This is a genomic window from Pseudomonas sp. GM50, assembly GCF_000282375.1.
In the GTDB taxonomy this organism is placed as follows: Bacteria; Pseudomonadota; Gammaproteobacteria; order Pseudomonadales; family Pseudomonadaceae; genus Aquipseudomonas.
The window spans coordinates 187899-211337 of the sequence record NZ_AKJK01000042.1; the positions used below are offsets into that span (position 1 = coordinate 187899).

Genomic DNA, 23439 nt, shown 5'->3' on the forward strand with positions numbered 1-23439 from the left:
GGTCATTAATGGCTCTTACAACAGACCAATAGCCTGCCTAGGATGAACGCATTCGCCAAGGAAAATTTCCATGTACACGCCCAGCAATTTCGCCATCGATGATTTGAATGAACTGCATCAGCAGATACTCGGCACTCGCCTTGGCGTTTTGGTCACCCACGGTGAGCAAGGCCTGCAAGCCAGTCATTTGCCACTGCTGCTGAACGTCGACCATGGCACCCATGGAACCCTCTACGGCCACTTCGCCAAAGCCAATCCGCAATGGAAGGAATTGCAGAACGGCGCCGAGGCGCTAGTGATTTTTGCCGGTATCGATGCTTACGTCAGCCCGGGGTTTTACCCGAGCAAAGCCGAGCACGGCAAAGTCGTGCCGACCTGGAACTACGTCGCCGTACATGCCTATGGCACGGCCGAAGTTTTCACCGACGCCGATCGCCTGCGCAATCTGGTCAGCGCTCTGACTGATCGTCATGAAGCGGGTCGCATCAATCCATGGAAAGTCGCTGATGCCCCCACCGACTACATTGATGGCATGCTCAAGGCCATCGTCGGTTTTGCCCTGCCTATCCAGCGTCTGGAGGGCAAGCGCAAGCTCAGCCAGAACCGCAATGCTGCAGACATCGCCGGTGTGCGCGAGGGGCTGGCCGCCAGCCCTGATGTGCACGACCAGGCCCTCGCCCACTTGATGCGTTAAGGAATCAATATGAGTCAGATCGACATCCGCCAGGTCACCGCCGACGATCACGCTGCCTGGCTGCCGCTGTGGCAAGCCTACCTGCGTTTCTACAACACCGAACTGCCCGAGGCGGTGACCCAAAGCACCTGGCAGCGCCTGCTCGATCCGAGCGAACCGACCCATGGGGCGCTGGCCTGGGCCGATGGCAAAGCGGTGGGCATGGTGCATTTCATCTATCACCGCTCGAACTGGAGCATCGAAAACTCCTGCTACCTGCAAGACTTGCTGGTGACGCCAGAAACCCGCGGCACCGGTGTCGGTCGGCAACTGATTGAATTCGTCTACACCACGGCCAAGGCCGATGGGTGCTGCAAGGTTCATTGGCTGACCCACGAAACCAACGCCACCGCGATCCAGCTCTACGAGCGCATCGCCGAACGCCCCGGTTTCATCCAGTTCCGCAAAGGCCTTTAAGGTTCAAGGAGAGCAGCATGTCGACTTCACTCGCCGACTGGAAAGGTGTTCCGCCACCCTCGGTTCAACTGATCGAAGGGCGTTTCATCCGCCTGGAAAAACTTGACCCGGCGCGTCACGCCGACGGTTTGTGGGAAGCCCTGGAAGGCCCGGGCGCGGATCCGAAGCTCTGGGATTATTTGCCTTACGGTCCTTTCCCGGAACGCAGCGCTTTCAACGACTGGCTGAACAATCACGCGGCCAACAGCGATCCGTATTTCTTCACGGTGATCGACCGTGCCAGCGGCGACGTCCAGGGCATCCTCAGCCTGATGTCGATTGTCCCTGCTCAGGGTCGCATCGAGATCGGCCATGTGACCTTCGGCGCACCGATGCAGCGCTCGCCAAAAAGCACCGAAGCGGTTTACCTGCTGGCCAGGGAATCCTTTGCCTTGGGTTACCGGCGTCTGGAATGGAAATGCAACAACGGCAATGCCCGTTCCAAGTATGCGGCGCAGCGGTTGGGGTTCAGTTTTGAAGGGGTGTTCCGTCAGCACATGGTGGTCAAGGGGCAGAACCGTGACACGGCGTGGTATTCGATTCTGGATTCGGAATGGCCGGCGATTGGCGCGGGGTTCGAGCGGTGGCTGTCTGATGAGAACCAGACGGGGTCGGGGCAGGTGAAAACGTTGGTGGAGTGCCGCCAGTAATCTTCGGCGCCTGGCAGGACGCCTTCGCGGGCAAGCCTCGCTCCTACAGGTTTTCGGTTGATCAAAAATCAACGCAATACCCTTGTGGGAGCGAGCCTGCTCGCGATTGGCATCACGCTAATTTCTGGGCCAACACCGCAATATGCTCCGGCCCGATCCCGCAGCAACCGCCCAAATGGCTGGCCCCACGCTTCTGCCAATCAGCAGCCCATTGCAGATAACCCGGCGGGTCGAGATCGTCGCGCAACGGGTCCAGACCGTCGTTGGCCGTGGCCTCTTTCGGTTGCGGCGGGAAGGCGTTGGCGTACGCGCCGATGTGGATCTTCGCACCCAAGCGTTCGAAGGTTTCCCGCGCCGCATCAATCGCCGCGCCGATCACTTCTGGCTGGCTGCAGTTGAACAGCAAGGTCTCGACACCCAACTCCGCCGCCACCGCAGCGGCCTCAGCCACAGGCTCACCGGAGCGCAAACGCGGCACTTCGTCGGTGTCTTCATCCTTCAGAGTAAACGACAGCCAGAACGGCTTGCCGTCCTTCGGCAGACCGGCATGGATCGCCCGTGCCTCGACGATCGAGCTCTGGGTTTCCGCCAGCCACAGGTCGATATGCGGTGCCAGGCCATTGACCAGAGGGGTCAGCAGCTCAGTCACCCGCGCGGCATCGAACAGGTCCGGGCGATAGGAGCCGAACAACGGCGGCAATGAACCGGCTACGCGCACCGGTTTGCCCGCCGCATCGACTGCACGCCGAGCCAGCTCACCGGCCAATGCCGCGAGCGCCTGGCCCTCAGCGGCGAAACGCTCTTCGCCAATATGGAACGGCACCACCGCGTAACTGTTGCTGGTGATCACGTTGGCACCGCTCTCTATATAAGCCGCGTGCACCGCCTCCACCGCTTGCGGCGCTTCGCTCAAGGCCAGCGCCGACCATTCAGGCTGCCTGAACGGCGCCCCTCGGCGTTGCAGCTCACGACCCATGCCGCCATCCAGAATTACCGTGCTGCCTGCGCCCATATTCTTTTCACTCATAAGCTTATGAAAATAACTCACTATCAGAGTCTTTCTTATAACTATTTAATACGCACCACCCGGTTAATAACAACCTCTTTTTTTTCAGGGATCAACTGTGAAATTTCAACCACTGCTGGCCCTGGGCCTGACGATTTTGGCTGCCTCTACCCAAGCCTTTGCGGGCGCTACTCTGGATCGCATCGAGCAAAAGAAAGAACTGGTGGGCGTGTTGATGGAAAGCTATCCGCCCTTCTCGTTCCTCAACGATCAAAACCAGCTCGACGGTTTCGACGTCGACGTGGCCAAGGCCGTGGCGAACAAACTGGGCGTCAAGCTGCGCCTCGAAACACCGTCCTGGGACGTGATCGCCGCCGGCCGCTGGAGCGGGCGTTACGACATCTGCATCTGCTCCATGACCCCGAGCAAAGCTCGCGCCGAAGTCTTCGACTTCCCGGTGGAGTATTACGCCTCCCCTGCGGTGATTGTGGTCAACGCCAAGAACGACAGCATTCACGGAGCCAAGGACCTTAGTGGCAAGAAAGTCGGCCTCACCAGCGCCTCCAGCTATGAAAGCTACCTGAACAAAAACCTGGTGATCGAAGGCGCCGAAGACACCCAACTGCAATACCCGTTCGAGAATGTGCAGATCGCTCCGTATGACACCGACAACGTCGCGTTCCAGGATTTGGGCCTGGGCGCTGGCGTTCGTCTGGACGCGATTCTCACCAACCTGGTGACCGCGCAACCACGCCTGAACGAAGACAAGCGCTTCAAGCTCGCCGGTGAGCCGCTGTACTCGGAGCCGAACTCGGTGGCCATCGAAAAAGGCGACGCCCAGTGGGACGCCAAAGTACGTGATGTGTTTGCCCAGTTGAAACAGGACGGCACCTTGAGCAAGCTGTCGCAAAAATGGATCGGCGCCGACATCAGCAAATGACTTCTTTCCCCAAACCACCTCAGCCGCCGCAACCGGTGGCTGAGTCGATGCTGCAACGGATTTTCGGTTTCCGCACACGGCTGTACCTGACCTGGGCAGCGATGTTCGGCTTGTTTGCGAGTTTTTTCCTGAGCTTCGATCTGAAGTTCTCGATCATCCTCGACAAACTGCCGAACCTGATAGGCCTGCACCTGGCGCCCAACGGCTTTCTGCAAGGCGCAGCGCTGACGCTGTTCTTGTGCCTGTGCTCGATCGTGGCGTCATCGCTGCTGGGCTTCATCACCGCCCTGGCCCGGTTGTCGAAAAGTGCCGTGGCGTTCGGCATCGCGAGCTTCTATGCCTCGTTCTTTCGCGGTACACCGCTGCTGATCCAGATCCTGCTGATCTACCTCGGCTTGCCACAACTCGGCATCGTGCCCGGCGCCATTGCCGCCGGCATCATCGCCCTGTCGCTGAACTACGGCGCCTACCTGAGCGAAATCTTCCGCGCCGGCATCCTCGGCGTCCCCCATGGCCAACGCGAAGCATCATTGGCGCTGGGCATGCGCGAAACCGTGATCTTCTGGCGCGTCACCCTGCCCCAGGCCATGCGCACCATCATCCCGCCCACCACCAACCAGTTCATCTCCATGCTCAAAGACTCGTCACTGATTTCGGTGATGGGGGTTTGGGAAGTGATGTTCCTGGCGCAATCGTACGGGCGCTCGAGCTATCGCTATATCGAAATGCTGACGACGGCGGCGATTATTTATTGGCTGATGTCGATTGGACTGGAGCTGATTCAGGCGCGGATGGAGCGGCATTATGGGAAGGCGTATTTGAGCCGTAGCTAGGTTAAAAACCAAAAGATCGCAGCCTTCGGCAGCTCCATTGGGCCGGCTCGCAACCCTAGGAGCTGCCGAAAGCTGCGATCTTTTGATCTTTAATATGCGGCGATGCGATAGCCCTCTTGTCTTGATTCGTTGTCAGAAAAAGCATCAGCTCAAACGGGTAAAAATAGCCCCCCTCAAATAATTGGCCATTTTCTACACAACCATCTGACACTCCCCGCAAGCCCGTCGGACGCAGCTGACATCGGCACCTATAGCCTCCCTCTTAGAGTTTGGCCTCATGTCAAAGAGGCTGTACTCGATGCCCGTTCAATACAAATTCCGACCACAACATCTGGCGCTGGCCATTGCGCTTGCAATGGGTTGCATAGAAACCTCCATGGCGCAACAACCGGAGCCTCAAGTCATTTCCGACGCGCCGACTGCCAAGTCTCGTAAAAAAACCCCCAAGCTAAATGAGCGCATCGTTGATCTTCCGGCGACCAAGGAGGTTATCGATCCACATAAAAACGCTGACCAGCCCACAAACCGGTTGAGTGAAAGACAGACAGTTCAGCCTGTAACAACTAAACCGCCTGCCCTTGAAGAGCTCAAAGCCAGCCCAGCGGCGCAGACGCCATCCAGCACCACGAATGCCGCAGTCACGTCCCCGCCCGCGTCCACCTCCGAAATAGCCTCCCCGGCCATCGACCAACTGGATGGCAGCCAGAACGCCAATCTCGCCAAGGCAACTCTGAACAGTGACAGCCCAATCAGCGCGAGCATGCTCTCGGCCATGCGCCAGCTGGATACCGCCAGTGCCTACAGCAATCCCGGCAGGCGAAGCAACGCACCACGCTTGGCCGGCGGCGGCAAAGACAACGGCAGAGTCTGGCTACAAGCGCTTGGGCATAAAGGGAAACTGGATCGCGACGTTTATCCCCTGCAGCACACAACCGAGGGCCTGTTGCTGGGAGCGGATTGGAGAATCGATGAGGAATGGCGCTTGGGGCTGATGGGCGGCAAATCGCGGACTCGGCTGGAGAGCAGCGAACTCGACGGAGATCTCGACAGCTGGCACTTGGGTGTCTATGCGTTGCGTCAGAATGGTCCGATGTCACTGCGCCTTGGCGCGACTTACAGCAACCACGACGGCAACAACGCACGCCGGATAGCCTTCGCTGGCTTCAGCGACCGCCCCAAGGGCAGCTACGATGCCAGCACCCAGCAAGCCTTCGCCGAGGTAGGTTACAACCTGGGCCGCGCTAACGTCAGCATCGAACCGTTCGCCAGCCTCGGCTACCAACGCTATCAGCGCGACAGCTATACCGAAAAAGGCGGTGCAGCGGCGCTGAAAGTACATGAGCAAGCCCAAAGCAACATGAACAGCACCTTTGGCCTGCGTCTGGCGAAGATCAACACGCTGGATAACGGTATGCAACTGACGCCGCGATTCAGTGCTGGCTGGAAACACACGTACGGTGAGGTCTACACCAAAACCCGCCAGCAGCTGGTTAATGGCGGCAACGACTACACCGTTTACGGTGCGGAGCTGGATCGCAACAGCTTGATGCTCGATGCGGGACTGGATCTTGGGGTTTCGACGAACCATACAGTGGGCGTTGGCCTCACCGGCGAGATCGCCAGTGACAGCCGCAGTCATGGCGTAATGGGGCAGTGGCGGATGGCATTCTGATAAAACCGCCCCACTCTCACTGACTCAGCACAGTACTTTGTGGGAGCGGGCTTGCTCGCGAAGGCGGTGTGCCAGGCAACATTGATGTCGACTGACACTCCCTCTTCGCGAGCAAGCCCGCTCCCACACAAGGATTGTGACACTCCCAAATACCGCGCAAAAAAAAGGGGAGCACATGCCCCCCCGAGGTTTAAAACGGTATATCGAGGCTGTTAACTCAGCCTTCGATCTCGATCAGTATCTCGCCCGGGTTTACCCGGTCGCCCTTGGCCACATGGATGGCGGTGACTTTGCCGGCGATGGCCGATTGGACTTCGGTTTCCATCTTCATCGCTTCGGTGATCAGCACGGCCTGGCCGGCTTTCACGGTGTCGCCTTCCTTGACCAGCACATCGACGATGTTGCCCGGCATGGTGGTGCTGACGTGGCCCGGTGCAGTGGCTTGCTTGCGCTTGCTGCTGCCACCACTGACGAACTCGTTGAGCGGTTCGAACACCACTTCTTCCGGCATGCCGTCGATGGACAGATAGAAGTGGCGCTTGCCTTCCGACTTGACGCCGACACCGGTGATGTCGACGCGGTAGGTTTCGCCGTGAACGTCGATGACGAACTCAGTCGGCACGCCTTCGCCGCCGGCCGATGCCACGCCGCCCGCTTCCGGAATCGGCAACAGCACTTCTGGCGTGAGGGTGCCGGCTGCACGTTCTTCGAGGAACTTGCGGCCGATGTCCGGGAACATGGCGTAGGTCAGCACGTCTTCTTCAGACTTGGCCACGGCGCCGATTTCGGCACGCAGCTTGGTCATTTCCGGCTTGAGCAGGTCAGCTGGACGGACGTCGATGACTTCTTCGCTGCCGATCGCCTGGCGACGCAGTTTTTCGTTCACGGTGCCCGGCGCTTTGCCGTAGCCGCCTTGCAGGTAGAGCTTCACTTCGTTGGTGATGGTCTTGTAGCGCTCGCCGGCCAGCACGTTGAAGAACGCCTGGGTGCCGACGATTTGCGAGGTCGGGGTCACCAGCGGCGGGAAGCCGAGGTCTTCGCGAACGCGAGGGATTTCCGCCAGCACTTCGCTCATGCGGTTCAGCGCGCCCTGCTCTTTCAACTGGTTGGCCAGGTTGGAAATCATCCCGCCCGGTACCTGGTTGACTTGAACGCGGGTGTCGACGGCGGTGAATTCGCTTTCAAACTGGTGGTACTTCTTACGCACGGCGTAGAAGTACAGACCGATCTCTTGCAGCAGCTCCAGGTTCAAGCCGGTGTCGAACTCGCTGCCTTTAAGGGCGGCGACCATCGACTCGGTACCCGGGTGGCTGGTGCCCCAAGCGAAGCTGGAGATTGCGGTGTCGATGTGGTCGGCGCCGTTTTCGATGGCCTTGAGTTGGCACATCGCGGCCAGACCGGCGGTGTCGTGGGAGTGAATGAACACGGGCAGCGATTGCTCGCTTTTCAGAGCCTTGACCAACTCGCCAGTGGCGTACGGGGTCAACAGGCCGGCCATGTCCTTGATCGCCACGGAGTCGCAACCCATGGCTTCCATTTGTTTGGCTTGGGCCACGAACGCCTCGATGGTGTGCACCGGGCTGGTGGTGTAGGCGATGGTGCCCTGGGCGTGTTTACCGGCGGCCTTCACGGCTTCGATGGCGACTCGCAGGTTACGCACGTCGTTCATCGCATCGAAAATGCGGAACACGTCGATGCCGTTGACTGCCGCCTTGGCAACGAAGGCTTTGACCACGTCGTCGCTGTAATGGCGGTAGCCCAGCAGGTTCTGGCCACGCAGGAGCATTTGCAGACGCGTGTTAGGCAAGGCCGCGCGCAGTTGACGCAGGCGCTCCCACGGGTCTTCTTTGAGGAAGCGTACGCAGGCGTCGAAGGTCGCGCCGCCCCAGCATTCCAGCGACCAGTAGCCGACTTTGTCGAGCTTGTCGCAGATTGGCAGCATGTCTTCGGTGCGCATGCGGGTGGCGAGCAGCGATTGGTGGGCGTCGCGCAGGATTGTGTCGGTAACGTGGATTTGCTTGCTCATTGTTCTATTCCTCACAGGCCTGCGTGGGCGGCGATGGCGGCGGCGATGGCCAGGGCCAGCTCTTCGGGTTTGCGCTTGATCGAGTAGTTGGTCAGTTCAGGGTGGCTTTCAACGAAGCTGGTGTTGAACTGGCCGCTACGGAATTCCGGGTTACGCAGGATTTCCTGGTAGTACGCGGCGGTGGTCTTGACCCCTTGCAGACGCATGTCGTCCAAAGCTCGCAAGCCACGGTCCATCGCCTCTTCCCAGGTCAGCGCCCAGACCACCAGTTTCAGGCACATCGAATCGTAGAACGGCGGAATGGTGTAGCCGGTATAGATCGCTGTGTCGGTGCGCACGCCGGGGCCGCCGGGCGCGTAGTAACGGGTGATCTTGCCGAAGCTCGGCAGGAAGTTGTTTTTCGGGTCTTCGGCGTTGATCCGGAACTGCAGCGCGAAACCGCGGTGCTGGATGTCTTCCTGTTTCACCGAAAGCGGCAGGCCGGACGCGATGCGGATCTGCTCGCGAACAATGTCGATGCCGGTAATTTCTTCGGTGATGGTGTGTTCCACCTGCACCCGGGTGTTCATCTCCATGAAGTACACCTCGCCCTCGGCGAGCAGGAACTCCACAGTGCCGGCGTTCTCGTAACCCACGGCCTTGGCCGCACGCACCGACAGGTCGCCGATGTAGGCACGCTGTTCCGGGGTCAGTTGCGGGCTCGGAGCGATCTCGATCAGCTTCTGGTTGCGCCGCTGGATCGAGCAATCACGCTCAAACAGGTGCACCACGTTACCAAAGCTGTCACCGAGGATCTGCGCTTCGATGTGTTTCGGATTGACGATGCATTTTTCCAGGAACACTTCCGCCGAACCGAAAGCCTTGGTGGCCTCGGAAATCACCCGTGGAAAGGCTTGTTCGAGTTCTTCGCGGCTGTTGCAACGACGAATGCCGCGGCCGCCACCACCGGAGGTGGCCTTGAGCATCACCGGGTAACCGATACGGTCACCTTCGGTCAGGGCTTCTTCGATGCCCGACACGTTGCCCTCGGTGCCCGGGGTGACCGGTACGCCAGCCTTGATCATGCTGCGGCGCGCTTCGGTCTTGTCGCCCATGCGGCGAATCACTTCAGCCGATGGACCAATGAATTTGATACCGCGTTCGGCGCAGATGTCCGCCAGCTCGGCATTTTCCGAAAGGAAGCCGTAGCCAGGGTGCAATGCATCGCAACCGGTTTCCACCGCCAGGTTCACCAGCTTGCGCGGGTTCAGGTAGCCGGCCAGTGGCTCGGCACCGATGCTGTGGGCCTCGTCCGCTCGCTTCACATGCAACGCATGACGATCGGCGTCGGAATAGATCGCGACGGAGCGAATGCCCATCTCCGCGCAGGCACGCACGATTCGTACGGCAATCTCACCACGGTTGGCGATCAGGATCTTTTTTATCACTTGGAGGTTCCCTTGAGCCGGTGGTACCCACGACCTGTCACACCAGGTCGACGCGTGACCAAATGTTTCGATTCAGTCGCAGCTCCACACTAGCCTTCGCAAGGGATTAACAAAAATGAATAATAATTGGGTTACACATAAGCAAAGACTTATAGTTGAGACATCAGCCTTCGCTCAGGACCTCTAGAAAATGCGTAAGTCATTGATGCGTATGACCTTGCGTCAATTGCAGATCTTCAATGAGGTGTGCGACTTAAGGTCCTACAGCCGCGCTGCCGACGAAATGTCTCTCACACAACCTGCCGTGAGCCTACAGATTCGTCAACTCGAAGAGCTGATCGGCCAACCCTTGTTCGATTATGTCGGCAAAAAACTCTACATGACCGAGGCGGCCGAAGCACTGCAGCGCGCCAGCCGGGACATTTTCGGGCGCCTGGAAAACCTCGATATGCAGCTGTCGGACATGCAAGGCTCATTGCAGGGCCAGCTGAAACTGGCGGTGGAATCCAGCGCCAAGTATTTCGTGCCGCATCTGTTTGCCGCGTTCAAGCGCCAACATCCAGAAGTAAACCTGCAACTGACGGTGGTCAATCGCGGGCAGGTCATTCGACGACTGTCGGACAACCGCGACGACCTGGTGATCATGTCCATGGTGCCGCAGGACATGGGGCTGGAATTCTTGCCATTCCTCAACAACCCGATCGTTGCCGTGGCGCCACCGGATCATCCGCTGTGCCACATGGGCCCGCTGCGTTTGCAGGATCTTGAACCCTACACACTGCTGATGCGCGAATCCGGCTCCGGGACTCGGCTGGCTTGCGAAGAATATTTCAAAGAGAAGCGCGTGCACTTCAACCAGACCCAGGAAGTCTCGTCAGCCGAAGCACAGCGTGAATGTGTGCTGGCGGGTCTGGGCGTGGCGCTGTTGACGCGTCACGCCCTGAACCTTGAGTTGGCGACCGGCGGATTGATCGAGTTGCCGGTCGAAGAGCTGCCGTTGTACCGCAGCTGGTGCCTGGTGCAAGCCAAGGCGAAACGGCTGTCACCGGTGGCGCACGCGTTCCTTGCGTTTATTCGCAGCGAGCGGGTGCAGATCAGCGCGCTGGTTGAGCGTTTCGACGGGAAGTTGCCGGTGCCGCCTGCCAGTAGTTGAGTTCGAGATCGTCAGGAAAATCGCCAATTTCGGCCTGTAGCTGGCGGCGTTCGCAGCGATCTTCGATGGCGCGGCGAAATTCCATGCGGCGCTGATCTTCTTGCTGACGACGGGTTTTGACGGCGCTGTTGCGTTCTTCGTAGGGCTGAGCCATTTCGAGTCTCCCAAGGCGAGTACGGGAGTTACAAGATAGGTGCGAGGGATGACGGTTTGGCGGCTTGTAGGTTACAGACTGATGAAATTCATCAGACGACACTGTACCTGTGGCGAGGGGGCTTGCCCCCGTTGGGTCGCGTAGCGGCCCCAAAGCGTTTGCGACTGCTGCGCAGCCGAACGGGGGCAAGCCCCCTCGCCACAAGGTCCGTGACAGTCTTGAATCAATCGTCCAGCGCTTTCACCGATTTTGGCGACAGCCGCAAGCTGCGAAGGCTGCGTTTGACGCTTTTCAGGTGATTGACCAGGCTCGGACCGCGGGCCATGGCCACGCCCATCGCCAGCACATCGATCACCACCAGGTGCGCAATGCGCGACGTCAGCGGCGTATAGATTTCGGTGTCTTCGTGCACATCGATCGCCAGATTAACGGTCGACAACTCGGCCAACGGTGTCTGGCTCGGGCACAACGTGATCAACGAAGCGCCGCTCTCGCGCACCAGATTGGCGGTGATCAGCAGGTCCTTGGAACGCCCTGATTGGGAAATACAAATCGCCACGTCGCTCGGCTTCAAAGTGACCGCCGACATCGCCTGCATGTGCGGGTCGGAATACGCCGCCGCAGTCAGCAGTAAACGGAAAAATTTATGCTGGGCATCCGCCGCCACGGCGCCCGAAGCACCGAATCCATAGAACTCGACACGCTGGGCCTGAGACATGAGCGACACAGCCCTCTGCAACTCCACCGGATCGAGTTTCTCGCGAACCTCCATCAGCGTATGCAGGGTGGTGTCGAAGATTTTCAGGCTGTAATCGGCGACTGAATCGTCTTCATGGATCGCAAATTGCCCGAAGCTCGCGCCAGCCGCCAGGCTCTGCGCCAGTTTCAGCTTCAAATCCTGAAACCCGGAGCAACCGATGGCGCGGCAAAAGCGCACGATGGTCGGTTCGCTGATGCCTACGCTGTGGGCCAGGTCGGCCATGGAGCTGTGCATCACCGCCGCAGGATCAAGCAGCACGTGGTCGGCGACCTTGAGCTCCGACTTGCGTAACAGGTGGCGTGACTGGGCGATGTGTTGCAGCAGATTCAAAGGGCTGGACTCTTTGTTATTGGCAGGTGCCGGGGATGTAGCACGCTTGTAGTTATACTACATGAATCGGCTTTTTGCCTGCTCAATGCGTAACTCAATGTCCCCATTTCATGCGACATGCGCTCCATGTAGCCCTCTCGGTCCTTGTAGCGGCTGGCGAAGCCTGCGTTCGGCTGCGAAGCCGTCGTGAAGATGAATACGCTTTAACAGGAAAAATCCAGCAAGCAGGTTTTACGACTGCTTCGCCGCCGAACGCAGCCTTCGCCAGCGGCTACAAAGGATCGGCATCGCGACGTAAAAGCTCGGCCAGGTCGACGGCCTCGACCGGACGACTGACCCAATACCCCTGCACTTCATCACAACGCTCGGCCCTCAGAAATTCCAACTGCTCCGGCCGCTCCACCCCTTCAGCCACCACCTTCAACGACAGGCCGTGGGCCATGGCGATGATCGCCCGGGTGATCGCCGCATCCTCGCTGCTCTCCCCCAGACCACGGATAAACGCCTGATCGATTTTCACGTAGTCCACAGGGATGCGTTTGAGATAGCTCAGTGACGAATAGCCAGTGCCAAAATCGTCGATCGCCAGTTTCACGCCAAGATCGCGCAACTGCTGGAAGGTCGCGATGATGTGCTCGACGCTGTCCAGCAGCTGGCTTTCGGTGAGCTCCAGTTCCAGGTAGTGCGGCGCCAGGCCGGTTTCCTCCAGCACCTGACGCACCAGGCTGACCAGTTTCCCTGAACGCAATTGATGCACCGACAGGTTGACCGACACCCGAATCGGCTCCAGTCCCTGACGTTGCCACTCGCAGGCTTGCCAACAGGCCTGGCGCAAAACGAACTCGCCGATAGCGCCGATCAGCCCGGTTTCCTCGGCCAGGCCGATGAAATTCCCCGGCGGCACTTGGCCCAGGGTCGGGTGATTCCAGCGTACCAACGCCTCGGCGGCATTCAGCCGGCCGGTGGCGAGACAGAGTTTCGGTTGATAGAAGACTTTCAGCTGCTTTTCTTCGATGGCTTTGCGCAACTGGTTCTCAAGTTGTAGACGCTCAATCGTGCTGGCTTGCAGACTGTCGGTGTAGAACTGGAAGTTGTTGCCGCCCAAGTGTTTGGCATGCTGCATGGCCATGTTCGACTGGCTGACCAGCGCGGAAATTTCCCGCGCGGTGTCCGGCAACAAACTGATACCCATGGACGCACTGACCACCAATTCATGACCCTCGACAGTGACTGGCAAACGCAGCTTGGCCGACAATCGGGTCGCTACGCGCGCCAGGCTCGACAAGTTGCCATAGGCATCGAACAGCACCGCGAATTCATCGCCGGACAATCGGGCGATGGTGTCCGCTTCCGGCAGCGCATTGACCAGGCGCCGAGCCATTTTCTGCAACAGCTGATCGGCGATTTCGTGGCCGAGGCTGTCGTTGAGCAGCTTGAATCGGTCCAGATTGATGTGCAGCAATGCCAGGCTGCGCCGACCGCCCTGACGCACCCGCTGATGAGCCTCGCGCAGTCGTTCGTGGAACAACGAGCGGTTGGCCAATCCTGTGAGCTCGTCGTAATGGGTGAGGTAGCGCATGCGCTCTTCGGATTCACGCCGAGCAGACAGATCGGCGAAGAAGCCGACAATATGACTCACATTTCCCCGCGTATCGCGCACGGCATTCAATTGCAGCCATTGCGGATACAACTCGCCATTCTTGCGCGTTTCCACCAGCTCGCCCTGCCAACTACCGCGCAGCTCCAGCGCCTGACGAATCGCCGCGTAATGCCGACGGGCGTCGCGGCTGCAGGGCAAATCGACCACGTTGCGCCCGAGCATGTCGTCGATGTCGTAGCCAGTCACCCGACTGAAGGCTTGATTGACGGCAATGAGCGCGTAATTCGGGTCGAAAATCACAATGCCTTCGCTGGCCGCCTCGAACACCGTTGCCGCCAGTTGGCGCTGTTCTTCCAGGCCCTTGCTGGCGCTGATATCGCGGCGGGTGCCGACCATGCGAATCACCCGGCCGCTTTCGCTGCGCTCAACCGCTCGGCCACGGTCCTCGATCCAGACCCAATGGCCATCGCCATGCCGTACCCGATACTCGATCTGATAATCCTCGCTGCGGCCCTTCAAGTGTTCGACCAGCGCCCGCTTCAGCGCTGGCAAGTCGTCGGGGTGCAGCCGTGGCTTGAGGTGGCGGAGCATCGCCGTTACGTATTCCGGCTCCAGCCCGAACAACTCCTGAAGCTGAGTGTGATGGACTTCGTCGGTTTGCAGGTTCCAGTCCCACAGCCCAAGTTCGCTCGCCTTCAACGCCAGCGCCAGTCGCGCTTCGCTCTTGCTCAAGGCCTGGCTGGCGGCGTCCAGTTCCAGACTGCGTTGGGCGACCCGGTTTTCGAGGTCGACCTGGGTTTCGCGTAACTCGTCTTCGGCACGGCGGCGCTGATCGATTTCCCGGGCCAGCTCGTGGTTGAGCTGGTCGCTGCGGCTTTGCGCCTGCTGCAAGTGCTCGATCAGTGCCTGATTTTGAAAGCGCCGCAGCAGCCCCTGATCGATCAGCCGATTGACCTGCCAGGCGACCACGCTCAACGAGCCCAGCAGAATCAGCCCGAACCAGCCCCAGCCCTGTTCCTGCTCATCCCCGCCCCAGAACAGATAGCCGATGGCCGGCAACAGACAGGGCAAGGTAAAGGACAGAAAAGCCGGCAGGCTGACGGCATAAGCGACGCTGGCCGAGAGGGCTGCGGCGCCGATCAGGCCGAACACCCAGGCTTGCTGCATGAAATTGTCAGCGGGCACCAACGCGATGCCGGCACCGGCCAGGGTCAGGCCAGTCATCGCAGAGCCGAGCATGAACATGCGACGCCAGACCGGATGGGCCTGACGATTGGGAATCGCCGAATCGAAGGCCGCGACCTGAATCACCCGCAACGCCACCAGCGACAATAACCAGATCAGCCAGACGCTGACCACGAAGTAACGTTGCGGGCTCCAGAGCAAACCGGCGCACACCAGACCGTTGATCAGCATGAACAGCGTCGGCAATAGCGAGCCCTGGTACAGCAGACGCGTGCGTTCGACCGCCATTTCCATGGCGTACTGTTTGCGGATAACCCGGGGCTCCACAGAAGGGCCCGACAGGTCGGAGCTGAGGGTCATAGGCAGTGTTCTTGTTCTTATTAGTGAGCATGCGAGCCCGAATTGTGAACGGAGCATACACAAGCAAATGCCCGGACCAAACTGCCTCAGGTCATAAAATAGACAAAAGTTTTAGTCGCCCGCATCCGGCGCAAAAGCATCCAGACGAGCCCCGCCCCTGCTCGCAGCCAGTGACCGACCGGTCGTCATCGGTGCTTCTTTCATCGGCTAATGCAAAGCTCGGTTTGCCCGGTGTGACGGCGCACCCTAGAATGCCCCGATGCGCGATGATCTCTCCCTTCTGCTGAACTCCCTCAACGATGCCCAACGTCAGGCCGTAGCTGCCTCCGTGGGTCGTCAGTTGGTCCTGGCCGGTGCTGGTTCCGGTAAAACCCGAGTGCTGGTGCACCGTATCGCCTGGTTGATCCAGGTCGAAAACGCTTCGCCCCACTCCATTCTGTCGGTGACCTTCACCAACAAGGCCGCAGCCGAGATGCGTCACCGCATCGAGCAGCTGATGGGTATCAACCCGGCCGGCATGTGGGTTGGCACCTTCCACGGCCTCGCGCACCGCTTATTGCGGGCGCACTGGCAGGAAGCCGGCCTGAGCCAGACCTTCCAGATTCTCGACAGCGACGACCAGCAACGGCTGGTCAAGCGGGTGATCCGCGAGCTGGGCCTGGACGAGCAACGCTGGCCGGTCCGACAGGCCCAGTGGTTCATCAACGGGCAGAAAGACGAAGGTCTGCGTCCGCAACATATTCAAGCCAGCGGCGATCTGTTCCTGGCGACCATGCGCAGCATTTATGAAGCCTACGAGGCCGCGTGCCTGCGTGCCGGCGTCATCGATTTCTCTGAACTGCTGTTGCGCGCCCTCGATCTGTGGCGCGATAACCCGGGCCTGCTCGCCCATTATCAGAAGCGCTTCCGACACATTCTGGTGGACGAATTCCAGGACACCAACGCCGTGCAGTACGCCTGGTTGCGTCTGCTGGCCAAGGGTGGCGACAGCCTGATGGTGGTCGGCGACGATGATCAGTCGATCTATGGCTGGCGTGGCGCGAAAATCGAGAACATTTATCAGTATTCCGACGACTTCCCGGATGCCCAGATCATTCGTCTGGAGCAAAACTACCGCTCCACAGCCGGGATCCTCAAAGCCGCGAACGCCCTGATCGCCAACAATACCGGGCGCATGGGCAAAGAGCTGTGGACCGATGGCGGCGAAGGCGAAGCAATCAATCTGTATGCGGCGTTCAACGAACACGACGAAGCACGCTACGTGGTTGAAACCATTGAAAGCGCGCTGAAAACCGGCTTGGCTCGTAGCGATATCGCGATTTTGTACCGCTCCAACGCCCAGTCGCGCGTTTTGGAAGAAGCCTTGCTGCGCGAACGCATTCCATACCGCATTTATGGCGGTCAGCGCTTCTTCGAACGGGCTGAAATCAAAAACGCCATGGCATACATGCGTTTGCTGGAAGGCCGTGGCAACGATGCGGCCCTCGAGCGGGTAATTAACGTTCCGGCCCGTGGCATCGGCGAAAAAACCGTCGAAGCGATCCGCGATCATGCGCGCCATAGCGACGTGTCGATGTGGGAAGCCATGCGTCAGCTGGTGGCCAACAAGGGTCTGACCGGTCGTGCTGCCGGTGCTCTTGGCGCGTTTATCGAGCTGATCGAGAACCTCGCCGCCAAGTGCCTGGAAATGCCGCTGCACCTGATGACTCAGACCGTCATCGAGCAGTCGGGGTTAATCGCCTACCACCAGGCGGAAAAAGGCGAGAAAGGCCAGGCCCGGGTAGAAAACCTTGAGGAACTGGTCAGCGCCGCACGTAACTTCGAAAACCCGGAAGAGGATGAAGAGCAGTCGCCATTGGCGGCGTTCCTCGGTCACGCCTCGCTGGAGGCCGGAGATACCCAGGCCGACGAACACGAAGACAGCATTCAGTTGATGACCCTGCACAGTGCCAAGGGCCTGGAATTCCCTTACGTGTTCCTGGTGGGCATGGAAGAAGGCCTGTTTCCGCACAAGATGAGCCTTGAAGAACCCGGCCGTCTTGAAGAGGAACGCCGTCTGGCCTACGTCGGGATCACCCGGGCAATGCAGAACCTGGTGCTGACCTATGCGGAAACCCGACGTTTGTACGGCAGCGAGACCTACAACAAAGTGTCGCGTTTCGTACGTGAAGTGCCCAAAGGCCTGATTCAGGAAGTGCGGCTGTCCAACAGCGTCAGCCGTCCGTTCGGCGGCGGCCAGCAGCAGAGCTCCAGCAGCCTGTTCGGCGGCAGCGAGATCCCGGACACCGGGTTCAGCCTTGGCCAGACCGTGCGGCATTCAGTATTCGGCGATGGGGTGATCCTGAATTTCGAAGGCGCTGGCGCTCAGGCGCGGGTGCAGGTGAACTTCAGCGAAGGCAGCAAGTGGTTGATGCTGGGTTACGCCAAGCTGGAAGCCATCTAAAAGCGACCGTCAGGGACATTTCTGTGGGAGCGAGCCTGCTCGCGATGAACGATGACGCGGTGTTTCTGCTATTCCGCGCTGCAACTATCGCGAGCAGGCTCGCTCCCACAGTTTGATCACGCAGCGGCATTTGTCGCTTTTCCTACAGAACCCATCCACTCGTCCTACAGACCCAAGCCAACAGGCCTTATTGCGCTGACTGAAGCTGAACACAACCTGTCAGGCAAAAGCCCGAAACACTCTGCCGCTAGCCAGCAACACTTCAGCTGTGCAACATGGCGCGCGTGCCATCCACAAATGGGAATTCCCTTTATGAAACGTTTTCTTAGCATCGCCATGGCGTTGTGCATTGGCCTGACGATGAGCCTCGACGCCAATGCCGCCAAGCGCTTTGGTGGCGGCAAGAGCTCCGGCGCTGCGCCGACTCACCAGACCAGCCAAATGGCTCCTTCTTCTGCTGCTGGCGGCGCTGCTGCCACTGCGGGTGCGGCCGGTGCTGCTGGCGCCGCTGCCAAGGCCGGCGGTGCTTCGCGCTGGCTCGGCCCTCTGGCCGGTATCGCGGCGGGTGGCCTGCTGGCCTCCATGTTCATGGGCGGCGGCTTCCAGGGCATGCAGATCTTCGACATCCTGATCATGGCGGTCATCGCCTTCCTGGTCTTCCGCTTCATCGCCGCCCGTCGTCGCAAGCAGCAGGAGCACATGGCTCCAGCCGGCGCACCGATGCAGCGTGAAGTGTTCGAACAGAAACCAACAGCCATGGGTTCGATCTTCGGCGGCTCGGCAGCACCAGTAGCCGCTCGTCCGGTGATCAACGCGCCAGCCTGGTTCAATGAACACAACTTCATTGAAGCGGCCCGCAACCACTTCCAGTCCCTGCAGCAGCATTGGGACGCCAACGAAATGGACAAGATCGCCGAGTTCGTGACTCCGCAACTGCTGGAGTTCCTCAAACGCGAACGTGCCGATCTGGGTGACGGCTTCCAGTCGACCTACATCGATAACCTCCAGGTACAACTGGACGGCGTTGATGACCGTGCGGACAAGACTATCGCCACCCTGACCTTCAGCGGCGTGTCGAAGTCCTCGCGCTTCGATCAAGGCGAAGTTTTCAGCGAAAGCTGGAACATGGAACGTCCACAGGGCGAAAACCAGCCTTGGCTGGTGGCCGGTATCCGCCAGAACGGCTGATCACTTCCCGCGTTTCACCTGTTGTAATAAAACCCCGGCCTCGGCCGGGGTTTTCTATTTCGCGGTTGCATCTATAGCGAGCTACTGTATAAACCGCCCCAACTAAACCGCGCCATCAAGCAAGAGGATCCCGGACGTGGAAGAAATCATCGAACAACTACGTGAAGCCAACGAACCGGTACCGGTCCCCTTGGAATTGCCTGACGAAGATCAGATTGTGGAAATCGAAGAGCAACTGTTCATCGACATCCCGTTCGTCTTCAGAGAATTTTTGCTGACCGTAAGCGACGTGGTCTACGGCAGCCTGGAGCCGGTGACCGTCACCGATCCGCAGTCCCACACCTACCTGCCGGACGTTGCCGCCAACGCCTGGGATGCTGGCGTCGATCGCAGCATGATTCCGATCTGCCAGGACGGTGACAATTACTACCTGGTCGAAGAAGACGGCACCGTGGTGCTGTGGCTGGCCGAAGAAGAGCTGATCGCCGAAGAAACCTGGGAATCGGTATGGCACTGGGCGCGGGACGTCTGGCTGGAAAGCTGATCCGCCCTGATGCATCGCGTGTTCAATGCCCGGACGAGTCCTTGTGATTGTCCAGCGTTTCCAGCAAGGCCACCTGCATCCGCGTATGCACGCGGATGAACCAGCGCCAGAGCAGCGCCGCCACCGCGGCCGCGACTATGACGATCAGCACCAGCAACTTGTTGGTCGGCAGAATACTGGCCGACAAGGCTGCCAGCAGCAGGAAAATCACTAACAATGAGAGTATCGGGATCACTTCGGCGATCACCCGACGTACTCGTTGTGTGTGGCGACCGGCCATTTCCGGCTTCACACCCATCTCTGCCAGCAGCATAGACAGCGCCTTGAGCTTGCGATAGGCGGCGATCAGGAACGGCAGCGACAACAGCAACGCCCCGCCCCAGATCAACGCTTTCTGCCAGCTCGGGTCGCTGACCCAGGCTTGCAGGTAAACGGACATGCGCTCGGCGAAGAACGCGCCCGAGAGAAAGATCGCAACCACCAGCGCCAGATTGACCCCTACCTGCAACAGAATCCGCCGAATCATCGACGCCAGCAGTGCACCCTCGCCCTGAGGCTGAATGCTGCGCAGCCATTCGCCATACATCCCCAGCACACGGCCCAGACGTTGCGGCATCACCGCAGCAAGCTTGATCGACAGCGGGTCGGCCGCGCGGATCAGATACGGCGTCAACAGCGTGGTGATCACCGAAACGGCCACCGCCACCGGGTAGAGAAAGTTGCTGGTGACCTGCAGCGTCATGCCCAACGCCGCGATGATGAAAGAGAATTCGCCAATCTGTGAAAGCCCCATCCCCACTCGCAGTGAGGTGCGTCCGTCATTGCCGGCGATAAAAGCGCCGAGGCCGCAGGACAGCATCTTGCCCAGCACCACAGCCACGGTGATCACCGCGATCGGCCAGGCGTATTGCAGCAGGATCATCGGGTCGAGCATCAGGCCGATGGCGACGAAGAAAATCGCACTGAACAAGTCGCGAACCGGCTCGATCAACTGCTCGATCTTCAGCAGTTGCCGCGATTCAGCCATGATCGCGCCAATCAGGAACGCGCCGAGGACCATGCTGTATTCAAGTTTGACCACCAGCAGGCAGAAGCCGAAACACAGGCCCAGTACGGTGATCAGCAGCATCTCGTTGCTGTCGAATTTGGCCACATAGGCCAGCAGTCGGGGCACCAGCAGAATGCCGATAACCAGTGCGACAATCATGAACAGTGAAAGCTTGCCGACCGTGGAAAAGACCTCGCCGGAACTGACTGTGCCGCTGACCGCGATGCTCGACAGCAACGCGATGATGCCAATGCCGAGGATGTCTTCGACGATCAGCACGCCGAAGATCAGCTGTGCAAAACGCTCGTTCTTCATCTTCAGATCGTTGAGCGCCTTGACGATGATGGTGGTCGAGGAAATCGCCAGGATCGCGCCGAGGAACAGCGAATCCATGGTATTCCAGTCGAACCAGCGGCCGATTTCATAGCCGATCCAGATCATCAGGACGATTTCCAGGAACGCTGCGATGAACGCCGTGGCGCCGACCTTGAACAGCTTGCGCAGGCTGAACTCCAGCCCCAGGCAGAACATCAGGAAAATCACCCCGAGCTCGGCGAGGGTCTTGATGGTTGCTTCATCGTGGATCAGGCTGAACGGCGGCGTGTGCGGGCCGATGATGAAGCCGGCGACGATGTAGCCGAGCACCACCGGTTGTTTGAGACGATGAAAGAGCACGGTCACCACACCCGCGATCAACATGATCACTGCCAGATCCTGAATGAAACTGATGGCATGCATGGCGTAGGCTCCTTGGAGTGGCCTTTCGAAGGGTAACACCGCGACTTCTGGCAGAAAGGCGGTGCAATATATGGAAACAGATCGATCCGGGCGTGACGGCGACCATCCGCCCGGCGTCCCGATAACTGTTGGTTTGAAAAACCAAGCACCCACAGAGGTGTAACCCCGAATCCTGCCTTGAACCCGTGAGTACGTTATGGAACCCGGAAACGCCCAGCTGTCGATGACGGTATTGATGACCCCCGACATGGCCAACTTCTCTGGCAATGTCCACGGCGGCACCCTGCTCAAATACCTCGATGAAGTGGCCTACGCCTGCGCCAGCCGCTATGCCGGTCGCTATGTGGTGACCTTGTCAGTGGATCAGGTGATCTTCCGCGAGCCGATTCACGTCGGCGAACTGGTGACTTTTCTGGCCTCGGTCAACTACACCGGCAACACCTCGATGGAGGTGGGCATCAAGGTCGTGACCGAGAACATCCGCGAGCGCTCGGTGCGCCATACCAACAGCTGCTTCTTCACCATGGTCGCGGTGGATGACCAGCGCAAACCGGCCGCAGTCCCGCCGCTGCAACCGCAGAACAGTGAAGACAAGCGTCGGTACATGCAGGCCCAGCAGCGTCGGCAGATTCGTCAGGAACTGGAAAAGCGTTATCAGGACATCAAGGGCGACGCCTGACGTGTTCGGTCTTTAGATCGCTTTCGCGGGCAAGCCTCGCTCCTACGGGTAATGCGCCATCCCTGTGTAGGAGCAAGGCTTGCCCGCGAAGCTTTTTAAAGGCTGATCGCCGTCGCTTCGAACCGCACCCGCGGATGGGCAATCCGGTCCTGCGCCCGCACCAGTTCCAGCTCATAGCTGGCGCAGGCCTGGGTTTCCAGCATCACTTCATGCACCGCCGCCGCGGTGAATTCGAAGGCACTCACCAGACTGTCACCCAACAGCACGCGTGCCAGGAACAGCCCGGCAGTCAGATCGCCAACGCCCACCGGCTGACGCGGAAACGCCAGCAGCGGCCGACGCAGGTGCCAGCTGCCTTCAGCGGTCACCAGCAACATCTCGAAGCCATCCGCCAATTTGCCGGGATAGTCCAGATGCTTGACCAGCACCGCCTTCGGACCGCGCGCCAGCAGCGCTCGCGCCATGGCCAGGCAATCGAACAATGACTGCGCCTTGCGCCCCGAGAAGCTGTTCAGCTCCAACTGGTTCGGGCACATGAAGTCGGCCACCGCTGCCGCCTCTTCCAGCAGAAAATCGCTGACCTCGGCTGGAACGGTGCAGCCCTTCTCCGGATGCCCCATCACGGGGTCGCAGAGGTATACCGCTTTGGGATTGATCGATTTGATTCGTTCCACGCCCGCGAGAATCGCTCGGCCCTGGGCCGCACTACCGAGGTAACCGGACAACACGGCATCGCAGTTGCCCAGCTCGCCAATCGCCGCGATGCCTTCCACCAATTCCGGAATCTGATGCGGGGCCAGCACTTCACCCGCCCACTGGCCATATTGCGTGTGGTTGGAGAACTGCACGGTATTGAGCGGCCAGACGTTCACCCCGACCCGCTGCATCGGGAAAACCGCGGCGCTGTTGCCAGCGTGGCCGAACACCACGTGGGACTGGATGGCGAGCAGATGGGGCGTACGCTTCATTCGGTGAGTTTTCCGTCAAACGATTGAAATTGGAGCCGCGCAGTATGCGACTAAACACAGCCTGTACGACAGACCGGCGACGCAGTTAAGCTGGCACTATCTTGTTGGAGCACCCTGTTGATGCTGACCCTCGGAAATATCTTCGTGCTGATGCTGCTCGCCACCGGTGGCGCGTGGTTGTGGCACAACCACGGCTTGCGCGAACGCGCGCTGGAGCGGGCCATGCAGCATTGCGCCAAGCTGCGGATCGAGCTGCTGGACGGCAACGTAGCCTTGAAGAAGATCGCTTTCATTAAAGACGCCAACGGCCGTCGGCGCCTGGCCCGTGTGTATAACTTCGAATTCACCGTGACCGGCGAAACCCGCCACACCGGCACCATCACTCAGTTCGGCGCCCACAGCGCACAGATCGAGCTCGCACCCTACCCGATGCCGTTCGACGACACTCCGCCGGTGGTCGATATCGAGAGGCCCAGAGCCGAGGTGATTGAACTGAGCCAGTGGCGGCAAGAACACACCAAGTGGCGGCCTTGAAGGTAGTTGTTG

The 23439-nt window shown here is 59.6% G+C and carries 20 protein-coding genes; 12 read left to right on the top strand and 8 right to left on the bottom strand.

Going from position 1 to position 23439, the window contains the following annotated elements:
* Positions 1 to 70: 70 nt before the first annotated feature.
* The 3 genes from PMI30_RS21390 to PMI30_RS21380 are packed head-to-tail and all read left to right on the top strand — an operon-like array spanning position 71 to position 1839.
* Positions 71 to 694: an FMN-binding negative transcriptional regulator gene (locus PMI30_RS21390; RefSeq protein ID WP_008007779.1), complete on the top strand. Its 624-nt coding sequence runs from the start codon at positions 71 to 73 to the stop codon at positions 692 to 694.
* Positions 695 to 703: 9 nt separating this feature from the next.
* Positions 704 to 1150: a GNAT family N-acetyltransferase gene (locus PMI30_RS21385; RefSeq protein ID WP_007896516.1), complete on the top strand. Its 447-nt coding sequence runs from the start codon at positions 704 to 706 to the stop codon at positions 1148 to 1150.
* Between the two features lie 17 nt (positions 1151 to 1167).
* A complete protein-coding gene (locus PMI30_RS21380; protein WP_008007781.1) occupies positions 1168 to 1839 on the top strand; it encodes a GNAT family N-acetyltransferase in 672 nt (223 codons plus the stop codon).
* Between the two features lie 112 nt (positions 1840 to 1951).
* Here PMI30_RS21380 and PMI30_RS21375 read toward each other — a convergent pair whose 3' ends face one another.
* Positions 1952 to 2851, bottom strand: coding sequence for a homocysteine S-methyltransferase family protein (locus PMI30_RS21375; RefSeq protein ID WP_008007784.1), 900 nt, complete (start codon positions 2849 to 2851; stop codon positions 1952 to 1954).
* A 112-nt stretch (positions 2852 to 2963) separates the two neighbouring features.
* On the opposite strand from PMI30_RS21375, the gene PMI30_RS21370 reads away from it, so the two are divergent.
* The 3 genes from PMI30_RS21370 to PMI30_RS21360 all read left to right on the top strand — a co-directional run bounded on the left by PMI30_RS21370 (position 2964) and on the right by PMI30_RS21360 (position 6290).
* Positions 2964 to 3785, top strand: a complete 822-nt coding sequence (locus PMI30_RS21370) for an ABC transporter substrate-binding protein (RefSeq protein WP_008007786.1) — start codon at positions 2964 to 2966, stop codon at positions 3783 to 3785.
* Positions 3782 to 4618, top strand: coding sequence for an amino acid ABC transporter permease (locus tag PMI30_RS21365; protein WP_008007789.1), 837 nt, complete (start codon positions 3782 to 3784; stop codon positions 4616 to 4618). The genes PMI30_RS21370 and PMI30_RS21365 overlap by 4 nt, the downstream gene beginning before the upstream one ends.
* Before the next feature lie 298 nt (positions 4619 to 4916).
* Positions 4917 to 6290 carry an autotransporter outer membrane beta-barrel domain-containing protein gene (locus PMI30_RS21360; protein WP_008007790.1) on the top strand — a complete coding sequence of 458 codons (1374 nt, stop codon included), beginning with the start codon at positions 4917 to 4919 and terminating at the stop codon, positions 6288 to 6290.
* Positions 6291 to 6507: 217 nt separating this feature from the next.
* Here PMI30_RS21360 and oadA read toward each other — a convergent pair whose 3' ends face one another.
* Both oadA and PMI30_RS21350 read right to left on the bottom strand, forming a co-directional pair.
* The gene (gene oadA, locus PMI30_RS21355; protein ID WP_007896522.1) at positions 6508 to 8316 is read right to left on the bottom strand and encodes a sodium-extruding oxaloacetate decarboxylase subunit alpha; all 1809 of its coding nucleotides are present in this window, start codon (positions 8314 to 8316) and stop codon (positions 6508 to 6510) included.
* Between the two features lie 11 nt (positions 8317 to 8327).
* Complete coding sequence (locus tag PMI30_RS21350) at positions 8328 to 9743, bottom strand: acetyl-CoA carboxylase biotin carboxylase subunit (RefSeq protein WP_007896523.1); 1416 nt, start codon at positions 9741 to 9743, stop codon at positions 8328 to 8330.
* A 190-nt stretch (positions 9744 to 9933) separates the two neighbouring features.
* Between PMI30_RS21350 and PMI30_RS21345 the strand changes: the two genes are divergently transcribed.
* Positions 9934 to 10896, top strand: a complete 963-nt coding sequence (locus tag PMI30_RS21345) for a LysR family transcriptional regulator (protein ID WP_008007793.1) — start codon at positions 9934 to 9936, stop codon at positions 10894 to 10896.
* On the opposite strand, the gene PMI30_RS21340 is transcribed toward PMI30_RS21345, so the two are convergent.
* From PMI30_RS21340 to PMI30_RS21330, 3 genes are all read right to left on the bottom strand, one after another.
* Complete coding sequence (locus PMI30_RS21340) at positions 10838 to 11050, bottom strand: PA3496 family putative envelope integrity protein (protein ID WP_008007795.1); 213 nt, start codon at positions 11048 to 11050, stop codon at positions 10838 to 10840. The genes PMI30_RS21345 and PMI30_RS21340 overlap by 59 nt on opposite strands.
* Before the next feature lie 223 nt (positions 11051 to 11273).
* Positions 11274 to 12140, bottom strand: coding sequence for a transcriptional regulator HexR (gene hexR, locus PMI30_RS21335; RefSeq protein WP_007896526.1), 867 nt, complete (start codon positions 12138 to 12140; stop codon positions 11274 to 11276).
* Positions 12141 to 12411: 271 nt separating this feature from the next.
* Complete coding sequence (locus tag PMI30_RS21330; RefSeq protein WP_008007797.1) at positions 12412 to 15285, bottom strand: EAL domain-containing protein; 2874 nt, start codon at positions 15283 to 15285, stop codon at positions 12412 to 12414.
* A 259-nt stretch (positions 15286 to 15544) separates the two neighbouring features.
* Here PMI30_RS21330 and uvrD point away from each other — a divergent pair, with 259 nt between their 5' ends.
* The 3 genes from uvrD (at position 15545) to PMI30_RS21315 (ending at position 19460) form a co-directional block, all read left to right on the top strand.
* Positions 15545 to 17728 carry a DNA helicase II gene (uvrD, locus tag PMI30_RS21325; protein WP_008007799.1) on the top strand — a complete coding sequence of 728 codons (2184 nt, stop codon included), beginning with the start codon at positions 15545 to 15547 and terminating at the stop codon, positions 17726 to 17728.
* 312 nt (positions 17729 to 18040) lie between these two features.
* On the top strand, positions 18041 to 18916 hold the full coding sequence (locus PMI30_RS21320; RefSeq protein WP_008007801.1) for a Tim44 domain-containing protein: 876 nt from the start codon (positions 18041 to 18043) through the stop codon (positions 18914 to 18916).
* A gap of 136 nt (positions 18917 to 19052) precedes the next feature.
* Positions 19053 to 19460: an SMI1/KNR4 family protein gene (locus PMI30_RS21315; protein ID WP_008007803.1), complete on the top strand. Its 408-nt coding sequence runs from the start codon at positions 19053 to 19055 to the stop codon at positions 19458 to 19460.
* A 22-nt stretch (positions 19461 to 19482) separates the two neighbouring features.
* On the opposite strand, the gene PMI30_RS21310 is transcribed toward PMI30_RS21315, so the two are convergent.
* Positions 19483 to 21246, bottom strand: coding sequence for a cation:proton antiporter (locus tag PMI30_RS21310; protein ID WP_008007805.1), 1764 nt, complete (start codon positions 21244 to 21246; stop codon positions 19483 to 19485).
* 196 nt (positions 21247 to 21442) lie between these two features.
* Here PMI30_RS21310 and PMI30_RS21305 point away from each other — a divergent pair, with 196 nt between their 5' ends.
* Complete coding sequence (locus tag PMI30_RS21305; RefSeq protein ID WP_007896533.1) at positions 21443 to 21925, top strand: acyl-CoA thioesterase; 483 nt, start codon at positions 21443 to 21445, stop codon at positions 21923 to 21925.
* A gap of 95 nt (positions 21926 to 22020) precedes the next feature.
* Here the strand turns inward: PMI30_RS21305 and pdxY are convergent, their stop codons facing one another.
* A complete protein-coding gene (pdxY, locus tag PMI30_RS21300; protein WP_007896534.1) occupies positions 22021 to 22893 on the bottom strand; it encodes a pyridoxal kinase PdxY in 873 nt (290 codons plus the stop codon).
* Positions 22894 to 23013: 120 nt separating this feature from the next.
* Here pdxY and PMI30_RS21295 point away from each other — a divergent pair, with 120 nt between their 5' ends.
* On the top strand, positions 23014 to 23427 hold the full coding sequence (locus tag PMI30_RS21295) for a DUF3301 domain-containing protein (RefSeq protein WP_008007807.1): 414 nt from the start codon (positions 23014 to 23016) through the stop codon (positions 23425 to 23427).
* The last annotated feature ends 12 nt before the right edge of the window (positions 23428 to 23439 follow it).